The organism is Streptomyces sp. NPDC048473 (assembly GCF_043200155.1).
In the GTDB taxonomy this organism is placed as follows: domain Bacteria; phylum Actinomycetota; class Actinomycetes; order Streptomycetales; family Streptomycetaceae; genus Streptomyces.
In genome coordinates this window covers 1-18,630 of record NZ_JBICXE010000078.1, presented here as the reverse complement: position 1 = coordinate 18,630, position 18,630 = coordinate 1, and the positions used below count along the sequence as shown (strand labels likewise).

20 protein-coding genes and 2 pseudogenes are annotated in these 18,630 nt (G+C 69.8%); 2 read left to right on the top strand and 20 right to left on the bottom strand.

Annotated features, from left to right (window positions below; translation table 11 throughout):
- The 5 genes and pseudogenes from ACGFU7_RS44735 to ACGFU7_RS44715 all read right to left on the bottom strand — a co-directional run.
- A pseudogene (locus ACGFU7_RS44735) lies at window positions 1-533 on the bottom strand (hypothetical protein); the annotation flags it as partial.
- Window positions 534-559: 26 nt separating this feature from the next.
- Window positions 560-850 carry a hypothetical protein gene (locus ACGFU7_RS44730; RefSeq protein ID WP_393704230.1) on the bottom strand — a complete coding sequence of 97 codons (291 nt, stop codon included), beginning with the start codon at window positions 848-850 and terminating at the stop codon, window positions 560-562.
- Window positions 851-890: 40 nt separating this feature from the next.
- A complete protein-coding gene (locus tag ACGFU7_RS44725) occupies window positions 891-1,484 on the bottom strand; it encodes a CYTH domain-containing protein (RefSeq protein ID WP_393704232.1) in 594 nt (197 codons plus the stop codon).
- Window positions 1,485-1,641: 157 nt separating this feature from the next.
- Window positions 1,642-1,941, bottom strand: coding sequence for a hypothetical protein (locus ACGFU7_RS44720; protein WP_097921545.1), 300 nt, complete (start codon window positions 1,939-1,941; stop codon window positions 1,642-1,644).
- Window positions 1,942-2,014: 73 nt separating this feature from the next.
- A complete protein-coding gene (locus ACGFU7_RS44715) occupies window positions 2,015-2,524 on the bottom strand; it encodes a nucleoside-diphosphate kinase (protein WP_097921546.1) in 510 nt (169 codons plus the stop codon).
- A gap of 868 nt (window positions 2,525-3,392) precedes the next feature.
- Here ACGFU7_RS44715 and ACGFU7_RS44710 point away from each other — a divergent pair.
- Entirely contained in the window at window positions 3,393-4,055 is a 663-nt protein-coding gene (locus ACGFU7_RS44710) for an NUDIX hydrolase (RefSeq protein ID WP_097921547.1), read from the top strand.
- On the top strand, window positions 4,052-4,462 hold the full coding sequence (locus tag ACGFU7_RS44705; RefSeq protein WP_097921548.1) for an NUDIX hydrolase: 411 nt from the start codon (window positions 4,052-4,054) through the stop codon (window positions 4,460-4,462). Before ACGFU7_RS44710 ends, ACGFU7_RS44705 begins: the two co-directional genes overlap by 4 nt.
- A gap of 65 nt (window positions 4,463-4,527) precedes the next feature.
- Here the strand turns inward: ACGFU7_RS44705 and ACGFU7_RS44700 are convergent, their stop codons facing one another.
- The 15 genes and pseudogenes from ACGFU7_RS44700 to ACGFU7_RS44630 form a co-directional block, all read right to left on the bottom strand.
- Window positions 4,528-5,322, bottom strand: coding sequence for a methyltransferase domain-containing protein (locus ACGFU7_RS44700; RefSeq protein ID WP_393704228.1), 795 nt, complete (start codon window positions 5,320-5,322; stop codon window positions 4,528-4,530).
- 239 nt (window positions 5,323-5,561) lie between these two features.
- The gene (locus ACGFU7_RS44695; RefSeq protein ID WP_097921550.1) at window positions 5,562-6,434 is read right to left on the bottom strand and encodes a phytanoyl-CoA dioxygenase family protein; all 873 of its coding nucleotides are present in this window, start codon (window positions 6,432-6,434) and stop codon (window positions 5,562-5,564) included.
- The gene (locus ACGFU7_RS44690; RefSeq protein WP_393704227.1) at window positions 6,431-8,548 is read right to left on the bottom strand and encodes a phosphoketolase; all 2,118 of its coding nucleotides are present in this window, start codon (window positions 8,546-8,548) and stop codon (window positions 6,431-6,433) included. Before ACGFU7_RS44690 ends, ACGFU7_RS44695 begins: the two co-directional genes overlap by 4 nt.
- A complete protein-coding gene (locus ACGFU7_RS44685) occupies window positions 8,538-9,191 on the bottom strand; it encodes an L-threonylcarbamoyladenylate synthase (RefSeq protein WP_393704225.1) in 654 nt (217 codons plus the stop codon). Before ACGFU7_RS44685 ends, ACGFU7_RS44690 begins: the two co-directional genes overlap by 11 nt.
- A 14-nt stretch (window positions 9,192-9,205) precedes the next feature.
- Window positions 9,206-9,976: a phytanoyl-CoA dioxygenase family protein gene (locus ACGFU7_RS44680; protein ID WP_393704223.1), complete on the bottom strand. Its 771-nt coding sequence runs from the start codon at window positions 9,974-9,976 to the stop codon at window positions 9,206-9,208.
- Between the two features lie 79 nt (window positions 9,977-10,055).
- Entirely contained in the window at window positions 10,056-10,835 is a 780-nt protein-coding gene (locus ACGFU7_RS44675; protein WP_097921463.1) for a class I SAM-dependent methyltransferase, read from the bottom strand.
- Window positions 10,832-11,506 carry an HAD family hydrolase gene (locus ACGFU7_RS44670; protein ID WP_257134742.1) on the bottom strand — a complete coding sequence of 225 codons (675 nt, stop codon included), beginning with the start codon at window positions 11,504-11,506 and terminating at the stop codon, window positions 10,832-10,834. The genes ACGFU7_RS44675 and ACGFU7_RS44670 overlap by 4 nt, the downstream gene beginning before the upstream one ends.
- A gap of 20 nt (window positions 11,507-11,526) precedes the next feature.
- Window positions 11,527-11,904, bottom strand: a complete 378-nt coding sequence (locus ACGFU7_RS44665; protein WP_257134743.1) for a hypothetical protein — start codon at window positions 11,902-11,904, stop codon at window positions 11,527-11,529.
- Between the two features lie 71 nt (window positions 11,905-11,975).
- Entirely contained in the window at window positions 11,976-13,025 is a 1,050-nt protein-coding gene (locus ACGFU7_RS44660; RefSeq protein ID WP_393704222.1) for an enolase C-terminal domain-like protein, read from the bottom strand.
- Window positions 13,012-14,115 (bottom strand): hypothetical protein, encoded by a 1,104-nt coding sequence (locus ACGFU7_RS44655; protein WP_393704220.1) that lies wholly within the window; start codon window positions 14,113-14,115, stop codon window positions 13,012-13,014. The genes ACGFU7_RS44660 and ACGFU7_RS44655 overlap by 14 nt, the downstream gene beginning before the upstream one ends.
- 121 nt (window positions 14,116-14,236) lie before the next feature.
- Entirely contained in the window at window positions 14,237-14,917 is a 681-nt protein-coding gene (locus ACGFU7_RS44650; RefSeq protein ID WP_393704219.1) for an NUDIX hydrolase, read from the bottom strand.
- A 50-nt stretch (window positions 14,918-14,967) separates the two neighbouring features.
- Window positions 14,968-15,534: an NUDIX domain-containing protein gene (locus ACGFU7_RS44645; RefSeq protein ID WP_393704217.1), complete on the bottom strand. Its 567-nt coding sequence runs from the start codon at window positions 15,532-15,534 to the stop codon at window positions 14,968-14,970.
- Entirely contained in the window at window positions 15,477-15,896 is a 420-nt protein-coding gene (locus ACGFU7_RS44640) for a hypothetical protein (RefSeq protein ID WP_393704216.1), read from the bottom strand. Before ACGFU7_RS44640 ends, ACGFU7_RS44645 begins: the two co-directional genes overlap by 58 nt.
- Before the next feature lie 124 nt (window positions 15,897-16,020).
- Window positions 16,021-17,211 carry a M15 family metallopeptidase gene (locus tag ACGFU7_RS44635; protein ID WP_393704214.1) on the bottom strand — a complete coding sequence of 397 codons (1,191 nt, stop codon included), beginning with the start codon at window positions 17,209-17,211 and terminating at the stop codon, window positions 16,021-16,023.
- Window positions 17,212-17,282: 71 nt separating this feature from the next.
- A pseudogene (locus ACGFU7_RS44630) lies at window positions 17,283-18,524 on the bottom strand (NUDIX domain-containing protein); the annotation flags it as partial.
- Window positions 18,525-18,630 lie beyond the last annotated feature (106 nt).

Sequence of the window (18,630 nt, the reverse complement as noted above, 5' to 3'; positions counted from 1 at the left end):
TCCGCATGCTCATTCGACGCTCGACGAGCCGCTACCGCTGGGACGGCCGCCCCAACACCCGACGCCTCAAGTGATCCATTTGCCGGTGGGTCTAACCCCCGCTGCTCCAGAGCTTTGAGCACGGCGTCCGCGCTGTCGATACCCGCGAGGTGAGCGGCTTCGGAGGCCACCACAAGTTCGAACGCCGTGGGACGCAAGGAAGCGAAAGCAGCGGCCCGTACGCGGGCGGGGTCCGGCCACCAGGAGAGCTTCGGGAGGCGGTAGCGGTCCAGGGCGTCGGCGGCCTTGAGCAGGTCGGTGATGTGCCGGGTTCGTGCGTAGTCGGTGAGGTCGTCCGGTGTGAAGGCGTCGTAGGGCACGTCGTGCAACCGGACGGCTGTTGCGACCGAGACGATGCGCTGCGCCGTGGGTGCCGTGTGGAAGTGCGCCCAGACCAGGTCGGCGTTGCCCGTCAACCAGATCGCGGCGCGTGCCCCGTGTCCGCGGTCGTCCTTGTCGTGGACTCGGCGGCAGTCGTGGACGGCTGCGGCCATCACGAGGGTCGCTGTGTCGTCCTCGGTCAGGTCGTCGGCGTCTGCGAGAAGCGCGGCCAGGTGGCGGTGCGCATGGCGTGGCGAACGCCGTGCAGCGAGTCGGCAAGCTCGGAGTTCGCCATCCAGGCAGTGGGAATGGCCGAGCGGTAGACCAGCCGCTGGGAGGTGGCCCGAAGCGCCGGAGTTACTGCGTCGGGGAAGTCCGGCCGGTTGGCTTCGATCCATCGCACGGTGGCGTGGTCGGTGAACTGGTGGTGCGGAAGCTGCTTGCGTGCAGCCAGCTCGACCAAGCTGTCGGCCGGCGGGGTGGTGCTCATCGGGCCTACCCCCTCGGTGGGTCGGAACGGCGGGTATCGCTCAGGTCTGCGGCTCGATCTCCTCGAACGGCATCTGCTGGTCCTTGCGGGCCTGCTCGGCGGACTCGAACGCTGCGGTGAAGTCGGCCAGCTCCTGCTCGCTCATCAGCGTCACACCCAGCTCCTGAGCTGCGGTGGTGACGCGGATAACGGCCTCCTCGCGGGCCGTGTCGCTGGCGGTGTCGTCCAGCAGCACCTCGAACTCGGCGTGGTGGCCCCACGCCTCGCTCCACTTAACGGCGATCTCCACGCCCCGGAAGCGGTAGTTGTGCCGCTGGTTGTACGCCTGGTGCATGTGCGGCTCGAAGCCGAGGGCGTTGAGGACGGTCACGGCCGCAGCTACGTCTTCGCGGGCGATGGGGAACTCGGTCTCCGGGAACGCTGCGCCTTGGCCGATCTTGCTGTGCTTGAGGGTGATCTTCGCCGAGCCGGCGGCGGTGTTATCCGTGACCTTCAGCAGCTTGTCGGGCAGGACGTAGAAGTAGATGAGCTTGTCGTCGCGGCCCAGGTCAGTGGCTTCCCGCTCCAAGCGGGCGGTGAGCCGGTCGTGGGTCTCTTTGTCGTACCGGGCGCGCATCTCGATCTCGACGGGCAACGGCTCTGTCCCCTCTTTGGGCATGGGTGATCCGCCCGAACCCGCGCAGGCCGTGGGCCTGGCTGGTCCGGTTGGCGGGTGGGATGCGGTTGTGATCGACGGCGGTGCGGTCAGCGTGCGGACGTGATCCGCACCGCCGTATCAGGGCGCGTGGGCGTCAGCCGAGGTCGCCGAAGCGGCTGCGCACGACGCCTTCGTGCAGGTAATTCGGCAGGTCGACGCCTCCGACGGAGGTGCGCTGCGTGGCCACCTGCTCCTCGGTCTCGGCGGGGAAGCCTTCGAGGAGCTGGAGGGTCTGCTTCACCCACTCGCGGGACTTCTCCCAGTCGCCGGCGTCGCGGTGCCGCACGGCCAGAGCGTAGGCCGACTCCGCTGCGGCCCAACGGTCGGTCGCCAGCTCCTGCTGGAAAACCGACTCCAGTTCCTGGACGGACGCGACACGGGTCTGGTTGGTCATGGTGCCCTTTCGGTTAACGGTGTGCCCCAGTGGTGCTCAACGCTTCGACGTCCCCGTGGTGACGTCGTCCGCCTCAGCAGGCGAAGATCTCCGCGAGCGTGCGGTAGTCGTGCAGCTCGTCCTTGTCGAACCACAGCTCCACCTCCTGTGCGGCCTCCTCCTTGTTGCCGCTGGCGTGCACGAGGTTCGCCACGGCCTTGCCGGAGGCCACGCTGGCGGCCTTGCCGTAGTGCGAGAAGTCCCCGCGAATCGTCCCAGCCGGAGCCTCGTTCGGGTACGTGCTGCCGACGAGCTTGCGCACGGTGGCGATTGCGTCGAAGCCTTCGAGTACCAGGGCGATGACCGGCCCCTGCTGCATGAACGCGGAGGTGAAGTCGTAGACCTCCTTGCCCAGGCGCTCTTCGAGGTCGAAGTAGTGGCGCCGGGTGAACTCGGCGTCCATCTGCTTCATCTTCACCCCCACGATCTTCAGTGCCGCTTCCTCGAACCGGGTGATGACCTTCCCGCCGAAGCCGCGAACGAGGGCGTCGGGCTTGAGCAGCACAAGCGTGCGCTCCACTGTCTGGCTCTGCTCCTGGGACATGGATTCCCTTTCATCTGCCACGCGGGTGATATGACGGTCGCTCAGCGCGTCAGTGACTGAGGTTACCCGCGCCGGATCAGCCGATCGCGCCTGGCAGTTGGGCTACAGCTGACGGTGCTGGCTCACCCTCCTGATACGGACATTCGAAAGCCGAAAAGTGATGCCCCATCGAACGCTGGGCGGCCGGAACCTAGGTGACGGTCGGGTGCAGCGAAGCCGGGCGGGCGTGCTCGCGGCAGGCGCCGCAGCCTCGCGTGAGGAGGTCGGGAGGCGGTGCCGGCGCTGGGTGACGATCCAGTGCGGCTGTTCCAGACGGAAGACGTACGGGCGGCACGCGGCAATCACGGCGTCGACGCTCCGGGCTCCGATCTCCCCGATGATCGCGACGTGGGTCTCCTGCGCCTCGCACCTGCCAGGAGCCCAGTTGAATCGCCCGCACAGACAGAGCGGTTTCACCGCCAACTCCAGCTTCCAGAGGGATAGGTCCCCGTTGGCCGGCTGCGTCCGGTGGTCTGCATCGTGTCCCTCCGTCGTTCGGTTAGTGGCGGCCGGTCCGTGCCGGGCCCGGCACGGACCGGCCTGCTGCCCGAGGCGGTCAAAGCGTGACTCGCGCCCTGGGTCGCGCTCTCGGCCACTTCCAGACCGGATTTCGATCTTCCAACTCGCCGATCTCGCAAGGGTTCTGAACTAGCATGCCTGGGGGCTTCGTCGCTCGCGCATTTGTGCGAGAGGGCGGGACCGGTCTGGGGTGGCACGTCTTAGAGTCAACCGGTGTTCGCTCCCCTCCGCCATGAAGCGGCAGTGCAACTAGCTTGCAGTTGAGGCGCATTGACCATGCACGTTGCCGATCGGATACGTGAGGGCCGCGATGGAAGTAGTGGATGTCTGGACCGGCCAGCTTGCCTGCACACTCCAATCCGCTCTCCGCATGACCAACGAGTCCTTCGCCAATCGTCTGGGCATCTCGTCACGAACTGTCGCCACCTGGCACTCCGACCCCGACGTCATCCCGCGCCCGGAGATGCAACAGCTGCTCGACTCCGTCCACGAGGACGCGCCAGCCGCTGTCCGTAAACGCTTCGCGCTGATGACGGCGGGCACAGGCCAGGCAGACGCCGCGGCCACGTTTCCCAAGGCCCAGGCCCTGCGCGTCGCCATCGCTGTCGTCGTCCGCGACGCCGACGTTCTGCTGGTCTGCCGCCGCGCCGAGGACGTCTCCGGGATCACCTGGCAGTTTCCCGCGGGCGTCATCAAGCCCGGCGTCCGACCTGAGACAGCGACCATCCGCGAGACGCTGGACGAGACCGGTGTGCATTGCACCATCCGCCAGCGCCTCGGCGAGCGGCTCCACCCAGTGACTGGCGTGCACTGCGTGTACTTCCTGTGCGAGTACCTCGCTGGGGACGCGATGAACAGCGATGCCGTGGAGAACGTGGACGTGACGTGGGTAGCCAAGAGCGCAGTGACCCGCTTCATCCCCGTCGACAACATTTACCCGCCGATCCTGGAAGCACTGGAGGAAGACGTATGACTGAGCAGACGGCAGCGGAGCGGCCGGGCATCTCCGCTGCGATCGTGGTCCACGAGAACCGCGTCCTGATGGTGCGGCGCAGGATCTCCGAGGGCCAATTGTCATGGCAGTTCCCCGCCGGCGAGATCGAAGACGGGGAGACTTCCGAGCAGGCGGCCGTACGTGAGACACAGGAGGAGGTCGGGCTGACCGTGATCGCAGTCAAGCCCCTCGGCGAACGGGTCCACCCCAAGAGCGGAAGGAACATGTCCTACACCGCCTGCGCGGTCACCTCCGGCACCGCTTACGTGGCCGACAAGGACGAACTGTCCGAGCTGAAGTGGGTTGCGCTGGCAGACATCCCGGAACTCGTTCCGTACGGCCTCTTCGAGCCGGTGCAGGCGCATCTCGACAGCGTGCTGACCTAGCTGTCGGCGGGAGGTGAGGGTCTACATCAGCTCCTCGAACATGTGCTGGAGCCGCCGAGGGACGGTCATGCTGACGCGCCGGTGGGCGGGGAGGTGTCGTTGTCGGCTGACTGGTGCCTATAGACGGACACATGGTGCGTGCTGGTCGCGATAAATGGGGAGCCCTCCCAGTCGGCGGTCCGCCGTTCCAGGCGAAGGCCAGCCAGCTGCGCCATCAGGTCCATTTCGGCGGGATAGGCGTAGCGCATGACGTTCGGCAGAAGATGACAGCCATCCGGGCCGACGAGTACGTCCTGGGCCCGGACGACCTGGTGCACGGGGTCGTGCACGAACGCGGACCATTTCAGGTGTTCCTCGCTCAGTTCGCGGACGATCATCTGCTGGCGTTCGGAGGCCATGCCCGAGGCGTGCGGGACAGCCGCTTCGACGACGAATCCCCCACGGGGAGTTAGGTGTTTGGCCGCGCTGCGGAAGCAGCTGACCTGGTCCTCTTGTTTGGTCAGCAGGAAAAGCGCGCTCGCTATGACGTAGACGAGTGGGTAGTGCGTTCCGAGCTCGAACCGGGCCATGTCGCCGATCCGCGCCTGGACAGGCGAGCGCCCCTCGGGGGTTTGCTCTTGGTGCTCTTCGAGACGGCTGATCATCTCCTGGGAGGCGTCAAGGCCGAAGACGGGTGTACCCCATTCGGCCAGAGGAAAGGCGACGCGGCCGGTTCCGATGCCGAGCTCCAGGGCTGCGCCGTCCCCGGCGAGGTCGGAGAGGGCGGAAGCCGCGGCGGTCGGGTCCGAGTTACGGGTGTCCACGTCGTAGTACGGGGCCCAGTGGTCCGAGCGGGTGGTTTGCTGGTGCAGGTTTTCCATGATCTCCCCTTTGGCCCTGGGTGAACTCTGGTGCGGGTGTGTGCGCTCTAGTTCTGGTTGGGCGGCGCTGCGCGAGTACGCCGCCGCCGAGCAGGGACGACAGCTTCGCCGGTCTGAAGCGCCGAGGCAGGCGCTTGGTCCTTTGCGGCTCAAGGTCCGGGAACGGTTACTCCGGTGGGGTGCTGGGCGTGGTGTTGGCGCGGGGGCGCCAGTTCCGGGTGGCCGCCACGTTGGGCGACTTACAGGAGCTGGCCCACGGCGATGAGTTCGCCGACTCGCCCCTCGGCGGTCTCCCACCAGGAGCGGATGGGAGCGGCTCCGCTGCCCTTGGCGAGTGATCCGTCCGGGCGGCGGTCGGGCAGGCCGAGGAGCTGCTGCTCGATGGGGGTGAGGGCGGGGTCCCTCTGGAGATGGGTGGCGGGGTCGTCGACGGGGTGGAGCCAGCGGTATCCGTACTGGAGCATGAGGGCGATGCGGGGGCGGCCGGAGAGGTTGATGCCTCCGGTGTGCCAGGTCCGGTTCTCGAACAGGACGGCGTCGGTTCCGGCGATGTCAGGCGTAATAGCGCTGGGCGGGTCGATGGCGCCAGCGGGGACGACGGGTTCCTCGGTGAGGCGGTGGCTGCCGGGGAGGAACATGGTCAGCCCGCAGTCGGGGACGACGGGGGTGAGGTAGTAGGCGGCCTTGATGGCCATGCGGGGGGTGTGGGGGAAGCCGAGGTCGGCGGTGACGCCGTACATGTCGCGGTGCCATCCGTGGCGCTCGGGGATGCGGATAGTGCGGGGCGGACCGCTGGGCAGGGCGATGAGGTGGGCCGACAAAAGGTGGATGTTCGGGCTGAGGAGCTGGACGACGGTGGGCAGGACGGCCGCGTTGGCGAGGAGCGGGAGGAAGGCACAGTCGAGGTTGAGGCATCCGCGGAAGCCGTCCTTGCCGTCGCCTCCTCGGTCGCGGCCCTGGGTGATGGCGCTGGCCAGTAGCCGCTCGGCGGCGGTCAGGAGCCGGTCGCGCAGGTCCGGGGTGATCGCGTTGCGGACGATCGCGTACCCGTCGCGTTCGAACGTGTCGATGGTGCCGGCGTCGGGGGTGACGGGTGGGAGTGGGGTGCTCATGCCGGTATCTCCTTCGGGAGGTCGGTGAGGGTGGTGGCGAGCTGCCACAGGCCGGGGTCGTCGAGGCCGCAGAGCTGGAGGAGACGGGTCTGGGAGACGGGGTGGCCGGGGTCGCGGTAGCCGAGGACGGTGAGCCGGGGCCCGGGGTGGCGGCGTCCGAGGAGGGCGTGGATGTCGGCCGGGTGCCCGCTGGTGGCCAGGATGATCGGGGCCCGGGTGCCGAAGTGGCGGGCGAACGCCTCCGGGGCGAGGGCGAGGGGGCGGGTGCCGTCCTCGGCGAGGACCGTGAGGTCGTGGACGTGGACGTACCGCAGGCGCAGGCCGGGGCGTTCGGCGCGCAGCCGCTGGGCGAGGGTGGTCAGGGCCTCGGCGGGCAGGTCGCCGGCGGAGGCGAGGATCAGGTCGGGCTCGCCGGGGCCGGGGTGGGTCAGGTGGGGCCAGATCGCGATGCCGTGCCGCAGTTCCTCGTCGAGGGTCTCCAGCGGGTGGTGGACGACCGTGTGCTTGCCGGCGACGACGATCGTGCACCGGTCGAGCTTGCGCAGGGCGAAGGTGAGGGCGGCGGCGGCGCGCCCGGGGTCGGCGGGGGTGAGGACGTGGAGCGTGGGGTCGCCGCCAGCCAGAAGTGCCGTAGTCAGGCTGGGGTTTTGATGGGTGAACGTGTTGTGCCAGCCCAGGCTGGTCAGCAGGTAGACCAGGCTGGGCAGCGGGGCGAGCCCGGCGTGACGGCGCACGGACCGGTGCTTGAGCTGCTGCTGGATGAGGCTGAGGGTGATCGGCGCGAACGCCTCGTAGGTGGCGACGAGGGCGTGCCGGCCGGTCTCCGTGTAGCCCTGGGCCCAGGCGTGGCACAGCTCCTCGCTGAGCACTTCCACCGCCCACGGCACCGGGCGTCCGTGCTCGTCGGTGAGGTCGAGGCGGTTGGAGGCCAGCTCGTCGGGGCTGAACACGCGGAACGGTCCCTGCTCGGCGCGGGCCCGCAGGACCTCGGGGACCACCTGCGCGAACGGGCGCCCGGCGGCGCGGGCGGCGACCTGGGTGGAGGCGGCGACGCAGCCGCGCGGCGCCGGGAGGCAGTCGGGCTTGGGCCGGGGCAGCGGCAGCGCGGGCAGCAGATGCGGCCGGGGCCGGCCGCTGGAGGTGAGGAGCTGGGCGGGCTGGTACGAGGCCAGCCAGTCGGCGAGCGCGTCGAACTCGGCGGGCACACCGGCTGGGTTATGCAGCGGCGTCTTGTGGACCGCCGGGGTGCCTGCGAGGCGGGCGGGGACGCCGTGGCCCTTGTCCAGGGTGAGCACCAGGACGCTGGAGGGCCCCGGAATGCCCAAGGGCTGGGCGGCGCCGAGTGCTTCGGCTACCGCCTGGCGGAGCTGGCCGATGTCGAGCCCGTCGCTGTAGACGGGCCGGTGGCCAAGGCCGGTGAAATAGGCGGTGAGTTCGGCGCGGCCGAGGGTGGCCAGCACGCTCGGTCCGCCCATGCGCATCCCGTTGAGCAGGACGACGGGAAGGACTGTGCCGTGGTCGCCCGTACCGTGCAGCGCGCGGGTGGCGAGCCACGAGGCGGCGGTCGTCCCGGTCTCGCATTCTCCGTCGCCGATCAGGACCAACGACAGCCGGTGGGGCGCGTCGAGGACCGTGCCTTGTCCGATCGCGAGGGCGGGACCGAGTTGGCCTCCGGTGTGCAGGTGGCCGGGGATCATCGGGGTGATCTCCCCGCCGATGCCGGGCAGGGGGAAACCCGTGAGGAGTTCGCGCAGCCCGGCCGCGTCCTGGCGCAGGTGAGGATGGGCATGGCCGAGTCGGCCGGTGAGGTAGGCGTGGGCGAGGGCGGAGGGCCCGGCGTGCCCGGCGCCGTGCAGGACGTGCAGCTCGTAGCCGTCGGGGACGGCCGCCTGGAGCGGGCCCAGGGCGGCGAGCATCCGGTTGGTGGGCGGGCACACCCCCCAGTGGCCGGCCGGTCGCGTCTTGACGTCGCCCGGAATCAGGGGCCGGGCCAGGAGCGGGTTGTCGCGCAGGTAGAGCTGGGCGAGACAGAGGTAGTCGAGCGCGTCGGCGACGGCGGCCACCGAAGCATCGGGCACTAGGCGGTTCGTCCGGCGGGCGAGGTCAGCCCACATGCGGTCCTCCTGCCGGGGCGAGAGCGGCTTCGACGGCGCGGGCGTGAACGGTGCCCTCCCGCTCCAAGCGCGCGGCGGTGCCCATAGGGCAGTCGACGATGGTCATGTGCCGGCCGTGCGGGCAGATCCCGCCGTCGACGACCGCGGCGATACCGGCCCCCGTGGCCCGTTCGAAGGCGGCGACCTGGCCGACTGTGAGCGCCGGATGGTCCTCGTCGCCGGCGGCGGGGGTGGAGATGCTGCATACAGCGGCGGCCAGCGGCTCGCCTGCCAGGGGAACCAACTGGCCCAGGACCCCGTCGGGGCATCCGACGAGCGCCGGGGAGCCCACCGCCGCGATGGGCTCCACCCCCGGCTTCCACGGAAGACGCAGCGCGAGGTCCCCCGGCCACAGGCCGCAAGCCAGCAGACGGGCGTCGTCGCTCAGGTCGAACAGAGCCTCGGCCGTGTCCGGGGAGTCGAGCAGGAGCAGCAGCGGCTTGGCGGTCGGGCGTTGCTTGGCGCGGAAGACAGCGTTCGTGGCGGTCGGGTCGGCGGCGCGGGCACACAGCATGTACCAGCGGGGGGTGGGCACGGCGACCACCTGCCCGGCGGCCAGGAGCCGGGCGGCGTCGGGGAGTTGGTCGGGCGTGAGGACGTCCACGATGCTCGGCCCTTTCACGCGGTGCCGGGGCGGGTGAGGGCGGCGAGCGCCGGGTACTCCAGCCACGGGTCCGACAGGGCACGCAGGGCGAGGTCGGTGTGCTGGGCGTGGTGGACGCGGAAGTACGCCATCACCCTCGGGGTGCTGCTGGTGTTGATGCCGACATGGTGCGGAACGAGGTGGTGCATCACGACCACGTCGCCGGGCGCGGCGGTGAAGGCAGTGCCGTCCTGGGCGTCGATGTCGTCGGGGGTCTGAGCCGGCTGCCCCAGGGCCCAGTCCGTGGCGAAGTAGTCGGCCATCCGGTGGTGCCCGCCGGGCACGTAGTGCAGAGCGCCGGCGTCCGCAGTGGCGCTGCCGTCCAGGACGACGCCGACGATGAACGTGAACGTGCGCAGGTCGCGGGGTTCCAGGTGGGGGCAGGAGACGCCGTCGACGTGCATCCGCTTCACCGGCTGCTGCGCGCCGTGGGGCAGCCGGATCTGGATCTGCGCCCGGGTGACCGGGGCGGTCCTCGCAGGCCGGAGGAGGTCTCCGGCCAGCTCCGCCAGGCCGCTGTGCTGGTAGACGGTGAGGAGGTCGGGGTGCTCCTCCAGCTCGGGGGCGAAGCTGCGTTCGGTGTAGGCGGTGAGCCGCGCGGGGTCGTACGCCTCGGCTAACCAGTCGCTGACGAGGTCACGGGCCCGGGACAGGACTTCGCCGTGGACCAGGCCACGGCGTATGAGGACGCCGTCGTCGATGAACCGGCGCCGCTCGTCGTCGCTCCACGTCAGAGGTCGGGGCATGGTGGTTCTCCTTCCGGAGGGACGGGGCAGAGAGCCGGGGCGGGGAGAGGGGCCGCCCCGGCGACGAGGGAGGAGCGGGTTAGCCGCGTCGGCCGAGGACGACCTGGAAGGAGGCGTGCTCGATCAGCCCGCCTGCGGCGGTGTGCTCGTCGAGCAGAGCTCGGGCACGGCGCTCGAAGTCCTCGACTCGCTCGCCGAACAGCGGCCGGGCGGCGAAGGAAGTCGAGTACAGGTAGCCGATCACGGTGTCGGTGGTCCACTCTCGCTCGACGGCGATGGTGTGCTCCTCGACCTGGCCGAAGGCGGACTCGGCGAGGATCTCGCTGTATGGCCGGTCGTGTGCCTCGTACTTCTTGCCCACTCCGGCTCGCCGCTTCTCGCCCAGGTACTCCTGGATCAGGGCGCGCAGGGCGTCGGTCCACTCGGTGCGTGCGGTCCACAGGCTGCCGTCGCCCATGACGGCGACGGTCGCGTCCGGCGCGGTCATGCCCTCCAGACGCGACAGCACCACCTCCTGGTCCATCCAGTGGAACGCGCGGCAGACCGTGACGAGATCGGCCCGGGTGGAGGAGAGCGGGGTGAACTGCTCGGCCGAGGCGTTGTGCAGGCGGACGGTGACCGGCAGCCCGGCGAGCGCCTTGTCTGCCTCGGCGAGCATGCCCGCGTCCTGCTCGACGACGTCGATCTCCGTCACCGTCCCGGCCAGGGCGAGGGGGACCTGTCCGGTGCCGGACCCGAGGTCGAGCAGGGCTCGGTGTTCCTTGCCGGCCACCCGCCGCGCGAGCAGCTCGACGGCCTCCTTCGGGATGCCGGGCCGGTAAGCGGCGTAGAACGGGGCGGTGGCGTCGAACTGGCTCACGGGATGATGCTCCTGATCGTGTGGGTTGGCGGAAGAACTGTCTGCTCTATGTGCCCGACCGCGCGGGCGAGGTCCGGTACGACCGTGACCCGCCCGGGGTGCTCGGCCAGCAGCCGGAGGGCTTCGGCCGACGGCGGGTGCGGGGTAATCCACAGAGCCTGGGCTCCGGCGGCAAGGGCACCGCGCACGTCGTAGTCGAGGCTGTCGCCGACGTGCAGCACCTCTGCGGGATCCCGGCCGTGCAGCGAGGCAACAGTCTGCACAGCGCGTGGGTCGGGCTTGGCGAACCCGAGCTGCCACGAGGGGTGGTGGGCCCGGAGGTGCGGGGCGAGAAGGGCGGCGACGTCGGTCTCCCGCTCGTCCCAGTGGCTCACGTTCGACAGGGTGACCACCGGCACGACCTGCGCGATCCGTGCCACCGCCACAACCGCGCCGGGCCACAGAGCGAAGTGAGGCGGGCGGTGGTCGTGGGGGAAGGCAGACGGCGCGAGACCCAGAGCGGCGCACACCGTCTGCGGCCCCGCCGCATCACGGCGCGGGTCCAGGGCGTGCAGGATTCGCTGGGCGGCCCGCTTCGCCTCACGGGTCGGGAGCGGGGACAGCTCCACCAGGCGCTGCGTCAGCGTTGTCCCTGACGGCTGGCCCAGGGTGTATCCGACATCGAGGCTCACCAGCCGCACCCCATCTGCGTTCACGACAGACCCGCCAGAGCCGCGATGATCAGGCCGATCCGCTCGGTGCGCACTGGCCCGGAACCAGCTTCGCTAAGGAAGGTCAACAAGTGCCGGGCTTCGGCCGGCGACCAGCTGCTGGTGTCGACACCGGCCTCGGCAGCAGCCTGGGCGAGGTCGTCGGGGATCGTCGGCGGGCGGGCGCCGTGCGGAATCAGCAAGGTACCTTCCCACTCCTCCCCGTCCTGCGACTGGGGCAGGACGGAGACGAGGGGTGCCAGAACGGTGACGTCGTCGAACGTGAGGATCCGGACAGGGAGGTCGGGCAGGCGCACCGGCTGGTCGAGGCGGAGAGTCGTCGACAGGAAAGTGTCGTGTCCGCTCAGCCGCTCGTCCACGACGAGCAGGACGGCTCCTTCACGCCGCTCCAGTCGTCCGCGGACCACTAACTCACCTGTGTGTCGAGGCATTACCAGCGCACCTCCACCCCGAGACCGGGCCGGTCGGGAAGGGCCACATGCCCGCCCTCCGGCCGGAGCGTGCCGCGCAGCGTCCGCTGCCGGCGCGGCTCCCACACCACCTGGTACTCCACCGCGCCCGCCGCGTGAGGGAAGGCTGCGGCCAGGTGCACGGCGGGAAGGAACGCCCGCCCGTGTAGATGAACCGGCACCCCGGCATCGTGAGCGACACCCAGCCAGTCCCGCGCTTCGGTGATGCCGCCGCACCACACCGCGTCGAACGTGAGCGCCTCCGGTCGGCATCGCCTCAGCAGGACTGCGACCTCCTCCAGGCAGGACAGCCGCTCGCCCACCGCGATCGGTAGACCTTTCGTCTGGCTGCGCAGAAGTGTGTAGGCGGCCAGATCGGTCCGCGGGAGCGGGTCCTCTACCCAGCGCACGGCCTCCAGTGTGAGCCGCCGTGCAACTTCCCTGGACCGTGTGTGGCCCCACGTGCCCAGGGCGTCCACCGCCACGCTCTGCCCCGCCCACTCCGCAGCCCGTTCGGCCAGCAGTGCCAGTTCGTCGGCTTCGGCCTCGCGCAGCGCCCACTTGGTGAAGGCGAACCCCTGGCCAGCGGTGGCCTTGACCGACTCGACGGCCGAAGCCGCGTTCAGGTCCAGGGAGAGCCAGGAGGCGTACACCGGCACCTGCCGTGCGGGACGGTCGCTGAGCAGGGCCGCGACCGGGAGGCTGGCGAGGTGCCCGTGCAGGTCCCATACCGCGCAATCCAGCGCCCCGACCGCCCAGCGTCCGAGCCCCGCCGCGTGCGGACCGAGTTCGGCCAGGAGTCTGCGCAGCAGACCGTCGTGGTCGACCACCGGGTGGTGCAGAGCGCTCTGCCCGAGCCGGGTGGCTACCAAGGCGGCGGGCAGCTCGTCGACCGGAGCGAACACTCCGGCCACCCCGCCGGACTCGACCACCACCGCGAACTGGCTGTCGCCGCCCTCCCACGGGCCCGCCACGTTTTCGTCGAGGCGCTCGACCCTCACCCGGTCGATGGCCGGGTCAGCGAGGCCCATCGACGAGGTCCTCTCCCGCGTAGGTGAAGTACCACAGCGGTCGGTAGCACTCCCAGCCCACCGGCTGCAGCCCAGTCTTCGCCATGGCCCGCTCGATCACCGTACGTGCCTGCAGGTAGTACTCCAGGCTCTCCGCGCCCGGCGTCCGCATCCCCTGCATGATCACTGTGTGTGCCTGGAAGACCTGGACGTTCGGGAACGCCGTGACCTCGCCCGCCAGCTCGTTCACCCCGCGCATGAGGTCCTCCATCGGGTCCAGGCCGACGATGTACGTGTACGAGGTGTCCAGCCCTGCCTTCCGCGCCCGCGTCAGCAGGCGCGGCATCTGCTCGGGGCCAAGGTCGGCTTTAGTCGCTTTCATCAGGGCCTCGCGCCGGGTGAAGTGCTCGGTCGTCAGCCTGAGCACGAACGGCGAGACCTGCGATGCGATGGTCTCGAACGCCTCGTCGGTGCGCAGCACGGAGGTGAGGAAGCCGATCCGAGCCGTGACACCGGCCCGCTGCAGAGCGGGGCGTAAGGCGGTCAAGTGCGCGACGGCGGCCCCCTCGCGCTCGAAGCAACCGGTGGAGACGGTGACCTCCTCCAACTCGGCCAGGTTGCGGCGGGGGTGCTGCTCGCCGAGGGCCCGCAGCAGAGCGTCGAGCCCCTGGTCCTCCTGCATCCTCGGGTCGGCGGCGGCCTCCAGGGTGTTCGGGCACCAGCCGCACCCGACGCACCGGCTGCGGGCGTTGGGATTGAGGGTCGCGGCACGCCCCTCGTTTCGGAAGTACCCTCCGACCGCCTCGTCGGCATCGATGCGCTCGACGTGTGCGACCACCTCGCCGTTCAGCGACAGCTCGTCACCCCGGAGCCGGAACGGGCTGGCCGGCTGGTTCAGCGGAACGATGATCTGCCAGGCAACGTCGGGGCGGCGCACGAGGCGGAGGTTGACCCTGGCCCGGTGACGGTCCTGGGCCGAAGTGATCCCGTACAGGTTGACGGCGATCAGCAGCACGTCCTCGACGGGGACTTTGTGGCGCAGGGCGGTCTGCTCCAGATCATGCAATCGGCCGGTGCCGACGGCGCCGTCCGAGGATATGGGCCGGCGCATGGAGAGATGTGGCATGGAGGACTCCAACTTGATCTTGAGTGGTGTGTGTTGTTGCAGGAGCGCGGCACCTACCTCGTGTCGCGGCAGATCATCGGTGTCGGCCGTTGTGCTAGTGCACCGACTACTCGGCTGGGGCGAAGGTGGTGAAGTGCGCCGGCGGGTGGTCGATGGGCAGGCTGGGCCGCCAAGAGGTGAGGATCTGGGCGCTGCAGACGAACAGGCCGTCGGGGAGCTGATCGAGCGGATACCACGCCCAGTCGCCGACGCTCTCCTCCGGCTGCGTGGCCGGTTGTCCTTGCCAGGCGTGGACGAGCGCGCCGACGGTGATCCGCAGGACACCTTCGACGTGGTCGACAAGCGTGCCCAGGAGTCTCACGTCGCCGCGCCGAGCGACCAGACCGGATTCCTCGGCGAGCTCGCGGATGACCGCGTCTTCGAAGGTTTCCCCGGCCTCTACGCTGCCGCCGGGCAGTTCGAGTGTTCCGCGGCTGTGCCGGCCCAGCAGGATGCCCCGTTCGCTGAGCAGGATCGCGCCGACGCCGACGGCCGCGTGGGCGGCCGGCGCTCGGGTGCTGCGGGGTCGGCTGGAGACTCGCGCGGGCCGGTTGGGAAGGCGCCGGGCGCGGATGAGCTGCTGGATGACCGAGGCGCTCTCGTCGGGGTGCGGGAACAGCTCGATGGCCTCGACTCGGAAGCCGTATTCGGTGAGTAGATCCTCCCACAGCTGCGGTGCCAGGACCCACATCTGCGTCGGCAGGGGCGGGTCGTCGCGCAGCAGGATCATCTGCTCGCGCGGTGCCACTTCCGTGGACGGACCGCGGCCGTGCAGGTCGGTGTGGAGGAGCGAGAGGATCAGAGGTGCGCCGGGGCGCAGGCCATCGCGCAGGGCCGGCAGCGAGCGGTGCGGATCAATGAAGGAGAGCGTCCCGATCGCGTACGCGGCGTCGAACGGCTCGCGAGCGGTGCCATCAGCTCCTGCCAGGTCGCGAGGTCGTGGACGGCCCACATGTCGTGCTCGGCGGGGTCGAGGCGGATCCGGCCGAGCTGCTCGGCGGTCAGCCGACCTCCGTCGAAGATGAGCCCGATCTTGTTCAACGGCAGGCGTGAACCGGCGTGCATGAAGTGCGTGAGAAGCAGCTTCGGTGCGTCCAGACCGAGTTCGAGGCCCGTCTCCTCGACCGTCTCGCGCTGAGCGGTCTGCAGCGGGTCCTCGTCCGGGGCGTCCAAGTTGCCGCCGGGGAACTGCCAGAGTCTCGAGCCGTAGACCGAGCGGAGCTGGATGGGCCGGTCGTGCGCGTCGCGGATGTACAGGCAGCCGTACACCGTGTGGTGGGGGACGGTCTGCGCGTACTGCTCGGCTGTCATCGGCATGGGGCGGCCGGGCCGGGCGGGGCGGTGGTCGAAGGCAAGGGCGAGCACGCCGAGGGCTTCCTCGTCCGGTAGATGCCGCGGAGGTTGGCGAGCAGCTCTCCGGGCGGCCCGTCCGGGTCTATGCGAGCGGTGTCCTCCGAGCGGAGCAGGTCCTCGAAGGAGGAGTACGGGGTGATCCGCTGCACGATGACGTCGAGTTCCCGCCCGGTGTCCCGGTCATGGAAGACGACCGTGTCGCCGACCCCGATGTCGCGCTTGTTCGGAGCGGCCACTCTCACTTCGATCGTCTTACGACCGGCTTCCACGTGGCGGTAGTACCGCCCGAGCAGGTGCATGTGGTGCTCGGGCGGTACGTCGCCGGCCGACGGGCTCGGGACGGCCCGGATCGTCTGCTGGGTGTCGTCGGACATACGTGCCTCCGTTCGGTGCTGTCCGTCCGTCGCGGTCGTGCGGACCGGTCGTGGAACGGTGGCCGCCGCACTCCTGTGTCTGCGGATCGGAGTGGGTGGCGGGGAAGTGGAGTCCGCCGGCGTGCTAGGGCAGTTCGATCGGTCCGTAGCGCGCGTGCGGCTCCTGGCGCATCAGCGCGTCGTACCGGTCCGCTGCCGAGAAGTGCCAGAACTCGGTTCCATAGTTCGTAAAGCCCGCGCTCTCCATGGCGTTGAGCAGCAGCATGCGGTGGTGGCGCGCCTGGTCGCTGAGGTTCAGGGCGTGCGTGAAGCAGGCTCCGTTGCTCTCCTCGGGGGAGGCGTTGACGCGGGTGCCGAGGTCGAGTTCGTGGCCGTCCTGGTCGACGAGGGTCACGTCCACGGCCGCGCCTGCGGAGTGCGGCGCGATCTCCGGCGGAGACACGTACCGGCTGGCGGCCTGGTGCAGCTGCTCAGGTGCCCAGTCGGGATGGGCGGCGGCCAGCTCGTCGCGGTACTCGGTGAAGTAGCGCTGTTGGAGCGCCAGTGGCCGGTAGCCCTCGATGAACAGCAGGTCGGTGCTGGCGGGCAGGAGCGAACGGGCATGCTTCAGCCGGGCGAGGATGCCTTCACGGACGTGGGCGAATGCGCCCAGCGGGTCTTGCTTGCGAGGGTCGACGCGGAAGTCATGGTCGCGCACGTCGACGAGCGGCTCTCCGCACTCGCGCACCGGGATCGAGGCGACCTGCGGATCGGACATCAGCACCAGAGGGTTCATGGAGTCTCCCTGTGAAGGCTTGCACTGCGGTGCCGGGGCGGCGGCAGGGATCAAATCGGTGTCGCGCACGATCCGGGCGACGGTTTCCGGCAGCGTGCTGTCGACCGGGATCACGGCTTCCAGCCCGCCGGGCAGCAGATCCAGCTCGCGGTACCACGAGGTGAGGTGGCTGTCGGTGACTTGCTCCAGATACGCGGCGTCCGCCTTCGATGCATGCCGTGCCAACGTCGACTCCAGCGGCACGTCCAGGTAGTAGCAGGCCGAGACTCCGCGGTGGTCCCGTACCAGCGACGTGATCATGTGGCCGTAGCGGTCGGCGTGCAGGATCCCTTCGAGCACGACGTGGAAGCCGGCGTCCAGGGCCTGGCGGGCGATCCTGCCGAGCAGGGCAATGTTGGCGCCGCCCGTGGTGTCGTGCTCGCGCAGCACGTTCCGGCGGATCACGTCCTGGCCCACGATCGCGACACCGCGGCCGTAGTGATCTCGCAGCCCCTGGGCCACGCTCGACTTGCCCGACGCCGAGTTCCCGCGAAGCACCACGAGTCGGGTGTCCGGGCGCCCGGCCGCTGTAGCAGCGGGCACGCGACTGGGTGCGCTGGTCGGGGTGCCAGTCATGCGGGCCAGCCCGTCTCGCTGTAAAGCTCACCGCTCTGGATCTTCGCGATAGCCAGTCGGGTATAGGGGACGAGGTCATCGGGAAGGGCAGTCGGGTCCCAGAATCTCCACTGCAGGCACTTGTCCGGCTCGCGCAGCTTCGGTTCCCCGCGCCAGGTACGGGCGCGGAAGAACAGGCCCATGCGGGGTGGGTTCCTGGGCTTGCCGATGTGGTGGACGACGTGGACGAGTTCGACATCCTGGCGCTCGATCTGCAGGCCGGCCTCCTCCTGGGCCTCCCTGATCAGGCAGGCGATAGCGTTCTCCTGCTCGCAGTGGCCAGCCAAGACGTGCCAGGTGGACGGCGCGAACGCGGAGTTGGGGTGGCGCAGTCCGAGCAGCACCGTCCCGTCGGGCCGCTCCAGATAGAGGTGGACGCCGATGATGTTGGGGACCGTGCCGTGTGGCGAAGCCAGACGCTCCTCCTCCTCGGGTTCGGGCCCGCTCTGCGTCGCTGGATTGCGGGCGGCGTGGCGCCGAACGAGGTCGCTGGTGGTGTCCGCGATGCGCAGGCGGTGGAGGTCCGAGGGGGCGAACCAGGCGAGCATTACCCCTTCGGTCAGATGGAGTTCGCGCGGATCACCGTTCCAGCGGCCTGCGTAGATGGCGATGGGCACGGTCGCGCCGGCGTCGTCGGTGGCGTACTCGGTGCCGAACGGGATCAGGTCGGTGAGGTCGAGGCCAGCTTCCTCGGCAAGTTCGCGCCGGAGGGTGTGTTCCAGGGTGGCGTCCTGGGGCTCTCGGCCGCCGCCCAGAAGGGACCACATGCCCGGCTCCCAGATCTGGCCGGGGAAGTAGTCACGCAGGTGGAGCAGGTACTCGCCGCGGTCGTTGTGGATCAGGGCCGAGGCGTTGGCCGTCTCCGGTTCGCCCTGGAGCGGGAGCTTGAGCAGCTTCTCGCGCAGGGTCGGTGAGGTCACCCGGTCCACGGGTCGCCACTCGATGCCCCCGACTTCGTCCTCCTGAAGCACGACCGGCACCTCGGTCGAGGTGTGCAGCCGGAAGAGGAGGCGGAGGTCGAAGTGCTGGTGGCCGGGTTCGCCCTTGCCCGGGTGGGCGTCGATGTCGTGGATGTCGATGTCCAGCGGCACGGTCTCGTAGCCGGGCCACGCGGTGACGGCTCGGGGCGGGATCCCGGTCTCCTCGTGCAGCTCCCGCAGTGCCACCGCTGCCAGGGAATCGTCGGTGGGCTCGGTGTGTCCGCCTGGGGCTAGTAGGCCGTCGCTGCTTAATTATGGCGCGTTTGGTGGGAGGTTGGTGTCTGGCAGATTCCTTCCCCCCTGCCAGATAGGACTGTTGTCATGG

Coding starts and splice junctions, on each gene's coding strand:
- ACGFU7_RS44730 (WP_393704230.1), bottom strand. CDS start 850: ATGAGCACCACCCCGCCGGCCGACAGCTTGGTCGAGCTGGCTGCACGC.
- ACGFU7_RS44720 (WP_097921545.1), bottom strand. CDS start 1,941: ATGACCAACCAGACCCGTGTCGCGTCCGTCCAGGAACTGGAGTCGGTT.
- ACGFU7_RS44715 (WP_097921546.1), bottom strand. CDS start 2,524: ATGTCCCAGGAGCAGAGCCAGACAGTGGAGCGCACGCTTGTGCTGCTC.
- ACGFU7_RS44710 (WP_097921547.1), top strand. CDS start 3,393: ATGGAAGTAGTGGATGTCTGGACCGGCCAGCTTGCCTGCACACTCCAA.
- ACGFU7_RS44705 (WP_097921548.1), top strand. CDS start 4,052: ATGACTGAGCAGACGGCAGCGGAGCGGCCGGGCATCTCCGCTGCGATC.
- ACGFU7_RS44700 (WP_393704228.1), bottom strand. CDS start 5,322: ATGGAAAACCTGCACCAGCAAACCACCCGCTCGGACCACTGGGCCCCG.
- ACGFU7_RS44695 (WP_097921550.1), bottom strand. CDS start 6,434: ATGAGCACCCCACTCCCACCCGTCACCCCCGACGCCGGCACCATCGAC.
- ACGFU7_RS44690 (WP_393704227.1), bottom strand. CDS start 8,548: ATGTGGGCTGACCTCGCCCGCCGGACGAACCGCCTAGTGCCCGATGCT.
- ACGFU7_RS44680 (WP_393704223.1), bottom strand. CDS start 9,976: ATGCCCCGACCTCTGACGTGGAGCGACGACGAGCGGCGCCGGTTCATC.
- ACGFU7_RS44660 (WP_393704222.1), bottom strand. CDS start 13,025: ATGGGCCTCGCTGACCCGGCCATCGACCGGGTGAGGGTCGAGCGCCTC.
- ACGFU7_RS44655 (WP_393704220.1), bottom strand. CDS start 14,115: ATGCGCCGGCCCATATCCTCGGACGGCGCCGTCGGCACCGGCCGATTG.
- ACGFU7_RS44640 (WP_393704216.1), bottom strand. CDS start 15,896: ATGTCCGACGACACCCAGCAGACGATCCGGGCCGTCCCGAGCCCGTCG.